Consider the following 6,043-nt stretch of genomic DNA (forward strand, 5'->3'; position numbering starts at 1 on the left):
CCGGGGCCGTCACGCCACCTGTGTCCAGGGTAGTGGCGTCCGCCGTTCAGGCGGCGCGGTGCCAGGTCTCCGGCCGGGAGACGGGGACGTCGCCGATGACCAGCGCGGTGCCGCACTCGGTGCAGGCCCACTCGGGGCAGGCGCCGCCGTCGGCGGTGTGGCCGTCGATGCAGCTCGGCTGCTCGAAGTCGGTGTCCTCGCCGCAGGTGGGGCACGGCAGGGTCTGCAGGTCGCTCACGGGGCGCTCCCTCTCGTCTCGGCGCCGGTTCGTCGGGACGCCGTCCCGTCCGGCTCCTGGAACGTCTCACGGCGGTACGACAGAAACCGGCAACCCCGGCGGGCGTGTCGCGCTTGCGGCAGGGACCGTCAGCGCTCCCCGAGGGCGGCCGGGTCGGGCGCGTCCCCCCGGACGGCCGCCACGAGCGCCCGCTCGACCCGCTCCCGCTGACCGGGGTCGATCGGGGTGCCCGAGGGATCGCAGACGTAGAAGGCGTCGACCGCGTCGGCACCCAGCGTCTCGACCGTCGCCGAGCTGACGTCCAGCCCGGCGTCGGCGAGGGCGGCGGTCAGCCGGTGCAGCAGGCCCGCCCGGTCGCTGGCCCGCACCTCGACCAGGCCGGTGATGCCGGTCGCCTCCGCGTCGAACCAGGAGATCCGCGGCGGGCGACCGGGGGTGCGGTCCTGGCTGTAGTCACGCTCCCGTTGGCGCAGCCGCTCACCCAGCGGCAGCGTCCCCTCCAGCGCGGCGCGCACGCCGTCGGCCAGGATCTCCGGCACCGGCGGGCGCCCGAACCGCGGCCGGACGGCGAAGACCAGCGTGCCGTGACCGTCCTGCACGCTCACCCGGGCCGCCCGCACGTCCAGCTGGTTGAGCGCGAGCACGCCGGCACAGAGGCTGAACAGCCCGGGCCGGTCCGCGGCGCCGATGGTGACCTGCTGCCCGTCGAGGACGTCCTCCACCCCGACGGTGACCGGCTCGGTCTGCCCGGACACGGCCGGCGCCGGGGTGGTCACCTGCGGCTGGGTCGGCTCGAGCACCGGCTCGGGCAGCGGTGCGCTGCCCAGCCGGGCCGCGACCCGGGCCACCAGCGCGGCCACCAGGTGGGCCTTCCAGGGCGACCAGGCCGAGCTGCTGGTCGCGGCGCCGTCGGCCTGCGCCAGGCCGTGCAGCAGCTGCAGCAGCGCGGCGTCCCCGCCGATCGCCTCCACCACCCGGTCCACGGTCAGCGGGTCGTCGAGGTCCCGGCGGGTGGCGACGTCGGGCAGCAGCAGGTGGTGGCGGACCATCGCGACCAGCGTCTCCACGTCCGGCTCGCTGAAGCCCATCCGGGCGGCCATCTCGGCCACGACGACGACGCCCACGTCGGTGTGGTCGCCGGGCCAGCCCTTGCCGATGTCGTGCAGCAGCGCCCCGACCAGCAGCAGGTCCGGACGGTCGACGTCCCGGGTCAGCTCGGCCGCGGCTGCGGCCGCCTCCACGAGGTGCCGGTCGACGGTGAAGCGGTGCCACGGGTGCCGCTGCGGCAGCGACCGCACCCGGTCCCACTCCGGCAGCATCCGGGACAGCAGCCCCTCCTGGTCCAGTTGCTCGAGCACGGGGACGGCGCTGCGCCCGCTGGCCAGCAGCCGCAGGAAGGACCAGCGCACCTCCGGCGGCCACGGCTCGGGCAGCGGCGGGGCGTGCACGGCCAGCACCTTGAGCGTGTACGGGGAGAGCAGCAGGTCGGCGCGGGCCGCGGCGGCGGCACCGCGGAGCACCAGGCCGGGGTCGGCGGCGGGGCGGGCGTCGCGGGCCAGCACCACCTCGTCGCCCTGGCGCACCAGCCCCTCGGCCAGCGGCTCCCGGCGCACCCGGCGGTAGCGGGACCGCGGCCGGCGCACCAGCGTGGCGTCGACCCGGCGCCACGTCTCGTCGGCGACGAAGGCCAGCCGGCGGCCGGCCAGGCTGACCCGGCGCAGCAGCACGTCGTCGTCGGCCAGCGCGAGCTGGTCGGCGACCGGGCGCTGCTCCTGGCGCACCAGGGCATCGGTGGCCCGGCCGGTGCTGCGCTGGAGCGCGTCCCGCACGTCGAGGAGGAACCCGTAGGCCTCACCGGCGTCGGCCGGCGGCTCGTCGGCGAGCTGGGCCGCGGCGACCGCGCGGAGCACCTGGCCCTCGCGCAGCCCGCCGTAGGCCTCCTTGAGGTCGGGTTCGAGGAGGAAGCCGAGCTCCCCGAGCTGGCGGCTCCGGCTGCGGCGGATCTCCCGCAGCTGGGGCAGCAGGCGGCCGGCGTGCTGACGCCACGAGCCGAGGGTCGCCGTCCGCAGGGCCGTCGTGACCTCCGGGTCACCGGCGACGTGCCGGGCGTCGAGCAGGCCGAGGCCGGCCTTGACGTCGTCCCCGGCCACCGACACGGCCTCGGCGACGGTCCGCACGGAGTGGTCCAGCCGCAGGCCGGCGTCCCAGACCGGGTACCAGAGGGCGTCGGCCAGGGCGGCGATCTCCCGCCGCCCGTCGTGCACCAGCACCAGGTCGAGGTCGCCGTGCGGCGGCAGCTCGCGGCGCCCCAGGCTGCCGACCGCCACCAGCGCCACGCCCGCGCCGGCCGGTCCCGACGGCGGGCCGCTGCGCCGGCGGGACGGGCGCGGGGTGCCCGCCAGGGCGTCGGCCAGCAGGCCGGCGAGCCAGTCGTCGACCGCCCGGACCCGCTCGGCGCGGGTCAGGGTGGTCAGGGCGGAGTGGTCGAGCACGGGCACCTCCCGGTCGTCGCGCGGCGGTCCTCCGTCCGGCGGACGGCGTCGGCCGGGACAGCGGGTCTCCCCACCGCCCCGGCCGACGTCCGATCCCGGTGCCGGCCCCGTCCCGAGGCTCACCCGAGCGTGCGAGGGTGAGGGTGAGGGGGACGGGGTCCTTGCTCAGAGCGCGTCGGCCCCGCGCTCACCGGTGCGGACCCGGACGATCTCGTCGATCGTGGTGACCCACACCTTGCCGTCGCCGATCTGGCCGGTGGACGCCGACTCGACGACCGCGTCGACGACGCGCGCCGCATCCAGCTCGCTGACGACGACCTCGATGCGGACCTTGGGGACGAAGTCCACCTGGTACTCCGCACCGCGGTAGACCTCGGTGTGGCCGCGCTGACGGCCGAAGCCCTGGACCTCGCTGACGGTGAGACCGGCGATGCCGATCAGCTCCAGCGCGTTCTTGACGTCGTCGAGCTTGAACGGCTTGACGATCGCGGTGACGAGCTTCATGCCCGGGTCGCTCCTTCGGTGTTGCGGGCCTCGGCGTGTGCCTGGCCGACCAGTGTGGCGCCGCCACTGCCGCCCAGGGAGGCGAAGTCGTAGGCCGTCTCAGCGTGCACGACGCTGTCGATGCCGGCGACCTCGTCCTCCTCGCTGACCCGGAAGCCGATCGTCTTCTGGATGGCGAGGCCGATGACGTAGGTGAGCACGAACGAGTAGGCCAGGACGGCCAGCGCGCCGACCGCCTGCTTGCCCAGCTGGCCCAGACCGCCCCCGTAGAAGAGCCCCTCGACCCCGGCGGTGGCCGTCGCCGAGGCGAGCAGACCGACGGAGAGGGTGCCCCAGAGGCCACCGACCAGGTGGACGCCGACGACGTCGAGCGAGTCGTCGTAGCCGAGCTTGTACTTCAGCCCCACGGCCAGGGCGCAGACCACACCGGCGACCGCGCCGACGATGATCGCGCCGACCGGGGTGACCGCGGAGCAGGACGGCGTGATGGCGACCAGACCCGCCACGACACCGGACGCGGCACCCAGCGAGGTGGCGTGCCCGTCCCGGATCTTCTCCGTGAGCAGCCAGCCCAGCGCCGCGGCGCCGGTGGCGACCATGGTGGTCACCCAGACCTCGGCGGCCTGGCCGTTCGCCGACAGGGCGGACCCGGCGTTGAAGCCGAACCAGCCGAACCAGAGCAGCCCGGCACCGAGCATGACCAGCGTCAGGTTGTGCGGGCGCATCGGGTCACGACCGAAGCCCCGCCGCTTGCCGAGCACCAGCGCGAGGGCCAGGCCCGCAGCACCGGCGTTGACGTGCACCGCGGTGCCACCGGCGAAGTCGACCGCCAGCAGGTCGTTGGCGATCCAGCCACCGGTCTCGGACTCCGCGCCGTTGAAGGCGAAGACCCAGTGCGCGACCGGGAAGTACACGACCGTGGCCCAGATGCCGGCGAAGACCATCCACGGGCCGAAGCGGGCGCGGTCGGCGATGGCGCCGGAGATCAGCGCGACGGTGATGATCGCGAAGACAGCCTGGAAGGCGACGAAGGCCATCGAGGGGATGGTGAAGACCAGGCTGGTCGCGGCGAAGCCGTTGTCGATGCCCTCCGTGCCCATCAGGCCCTTGAGGCCGAAGAACTCGAAGGGGTCGCCCAGCAGGCCAGCGCCGACGTCGTCCCCGAAGGCCATCGAGTAGCCGTAGAGCACCCAGAGCACGCTGATGAGAGCCAGCGCTCCGAAGCTCATCATCATCATGTTCAAGACGCTCTTCGCGCGGACCATGCCGCCGTAGAAGAGTGCGAGACCCGGGGTCATCAGCAGCACCAGTGCGGCGCTGGCCAGGACCCAGGCGGTGTCGCCGGTGTCCACGGCAACCTCCTGAGGTGTCGGGTGTGGCGGGGCCACGGTGTGGGCGGACCACCTGCGCCGGGGCAGCGGGTGGAGGGCGACGTCCCCGGGGTCTGGGGAACGTGGTGCAGACGGTGCCGACCCCGTGTTTCCGACGGCGGCGCGAACGTGTTTCCCGGCGGTGAACTCCGCACCGCGTGTCGCCGTCGTGTGTTCCGGTCGTGTTGCGCGCCCTGTCGGCGTGCCCGCGCGGGTGCTCTCGGTGACGGCTCGGGACGGTGCGCACCGCTTGTTGCGAGCCCTGTGCAGTTGCAAATAGCGTGCAATAAGGTCTGCCGGTGACCTCGGCCCCGACGACCTCCCCTGTTCAGGCCGCCGGCGGGTTCAGCCGCCAGGAGCGACGCAGCATCGGCGGGATGACCGGGTTCGTGGCGCTGCTGCACGTGCTCGGCTGGGGCGTGCTCGTCCTCGCCGTCGCACCGCGGGACTACCAGCTCGGCAGCACCGGCGTCCTCGGCGTCGGGGTGGGGTTGACCGCCTACATGCTGGGTGTGCGGCACGCCTTCGACGCCGACCACATCGCCTCGATCGACAACACGACCCGCAAGCTCGTCGGCGAGGGCAAGCCGTCGGTGAGCGCGGGGTTCTGGTTCTCCCTCGGCCACTCCTCGGTCGTGTTCGTCGCCAGCCTGCTGCTGGTCGCGGGTGTGCGGTCGGTCGCCGGGGTCGTGCAGGACGGCGACTCCGAGGTCGGCCAGACCCTCGGCCTGATCGGCACCCTGGTCGCGGGCACCTTCCTGCTCGTCATCGGCCTGATGAACCTGAGCGCCGCCGTGGGCATCGCCCGGGTGTTCCGCCGGATGCGGTCCGGGGAGTTCGACGAGGCCGAACTGGAGCACCACCTGCACAACCGCGGCTTCCTGGCCCGGCTGCTGAACCGGGTGACGCGGCGGGTCAGCAAGGCCTGGCACCTCTACCCCGTCGGCCTGCTGATGGGCCTGGGCTTCGACACCGCCACGCAGGTCGCCCTGCTCGTGCTCGCCGCCGGCTCGGCCGCCTTCGTCCTGCCCTGGTACGCCATCCTCGTGCTGCCGGTGCTGTTCGCGGCCGGCATGAGCCTGTTCGACACCGCGGACGGCGTGCTGATGTCCCGCGCCTACGGCTGGGCGTTCCTCAAGCCGGTCCGCAAGGTCTTCTACAACCTGACGGTGACGCTGCTGTCGGTGACCGTGGCGCTGGTCATCGGGGCGATGGTGCTCATCGGGCTGCTGGTCGACCGGCTCGACGTCGAGGGTGGGCCACTGGCCTGGATCGCCTCGCTCGACCTGGAGTTCGTCGGGTTCGCCGTCGTGGGGCTCTTCGTGCTCACCTGGGCGCTCGCGCTGGGCGTGTGGCGGTTCGGCCGGATCGAGCAGCGCTGGACGCCGCACCCCGCCGACAGCTGAGGACCGATCACCCCCCAACGATCACCCCCCGAC

Annotated in this window: 5 protein-coding genes; 1 reads left to right on the forward strand and 4 read right to left on the reverse strand. The window is 73.9% G+C overall.

The features are described 5' to 3' along the window. Nucleotides 1-46 precede the first annotated feature (46 nt). The 4 genes from FHL80_RS18915 to FHL80_RS18930 all read right to left on the reverse strand — a co-directional run bounded on the left by FHL80_RS18915 (nucleotide 47) and on the right by FHL80_RS18930 (nucleotide 4,586). Nucleotides 47-238 carry a hypothetical protein gene (locus FHL80_RS18915; RefSeq protein ID WP_246078798.1) on the reverse strand — a complete coding sequence of 64 codons (192 nt, stop codon included), beginning with the start codon at nucleotides 236-238 and terminating at the stop codon, nucleotides 47-49. Nucleotides 239-366: 128 nt separating this feature from the next. Further along, nucleotides 367-2,730 (reverse strand): [protein-PII] uridylyltransferase, encoded by a 2,364-nt coding sequence (locus FHL80_RS18920; protein ID WP_138734911.1) that lies wholly within the window; start codon nucleotides 2,728-2,730, stop codon nucleotides 367-369. A 165-nt stretch (nucleotides 2,731-2,895) separates the two neighbouring features. Next, nucleotides 2,896-3,234: a P-II family nitrogen regulator gene (locus FHL80_RS18925; protein ID WP_138734912.1), complete on the reverse strand. Its 339-nt coding sequence runs from the start codon at nucleotides 3,232-3,234 to the stop codon at nucleotides 2,896-2,898. Continuing rightward, entirely contained in the window at nucleotides 3,231-4,586 is a 1,356-nt protein-coding gene (locus FHL80_RS18930) for an ammonium transporter (RefSeq protein WP_138734913.1), read from the reverse strand. Before FHL80_RS18930 ends, FHL80_RS18925 begins: the two co-directional genes overlap by 4 nt. A 317-nt stretch (nucleotides 4,587-4,903) precedes the next feature. On the opposite strand from FHL80_RS18930, the gene nicT reads away from it, so the two are divergent. Further along, nucleotides 4,904-6,010 (forward strand): Nickel transporter NicT, encoded by a 1,107-nt coding sequence (gene nicT / locus FHL80_RS18935; RefSeq protein ID WP_138734914.1) that lies wholly within the window; start codon nucleotides 4,904-4,906, stop codon nucleotides 6,008-6,010. Nucleotides 6,011-6,043: the final 33 nt, after the last annotated feature.

Origin of the sequence: Modestobacter excelsi (assembly GCF_005930495.1) — a bacterium.
Classification (GTDB): domain Bacteria; phylum Actinomycetota; class Actinomycetes; order Mycobacteriales; family Geodermatophilaceae; genus Modestobacter; species Modestobacter excelsi.

What these genes read in the sequence shown, in the direction of transcription:
- FHL80_RS18925 (WP_138734912.1), bottom strand. Translation starts at nt 3,234, where the DNA reads ATGAAGCTCGTCACCGCGATCGTCAAGCCGTTCAAGCTCGACGACGTC.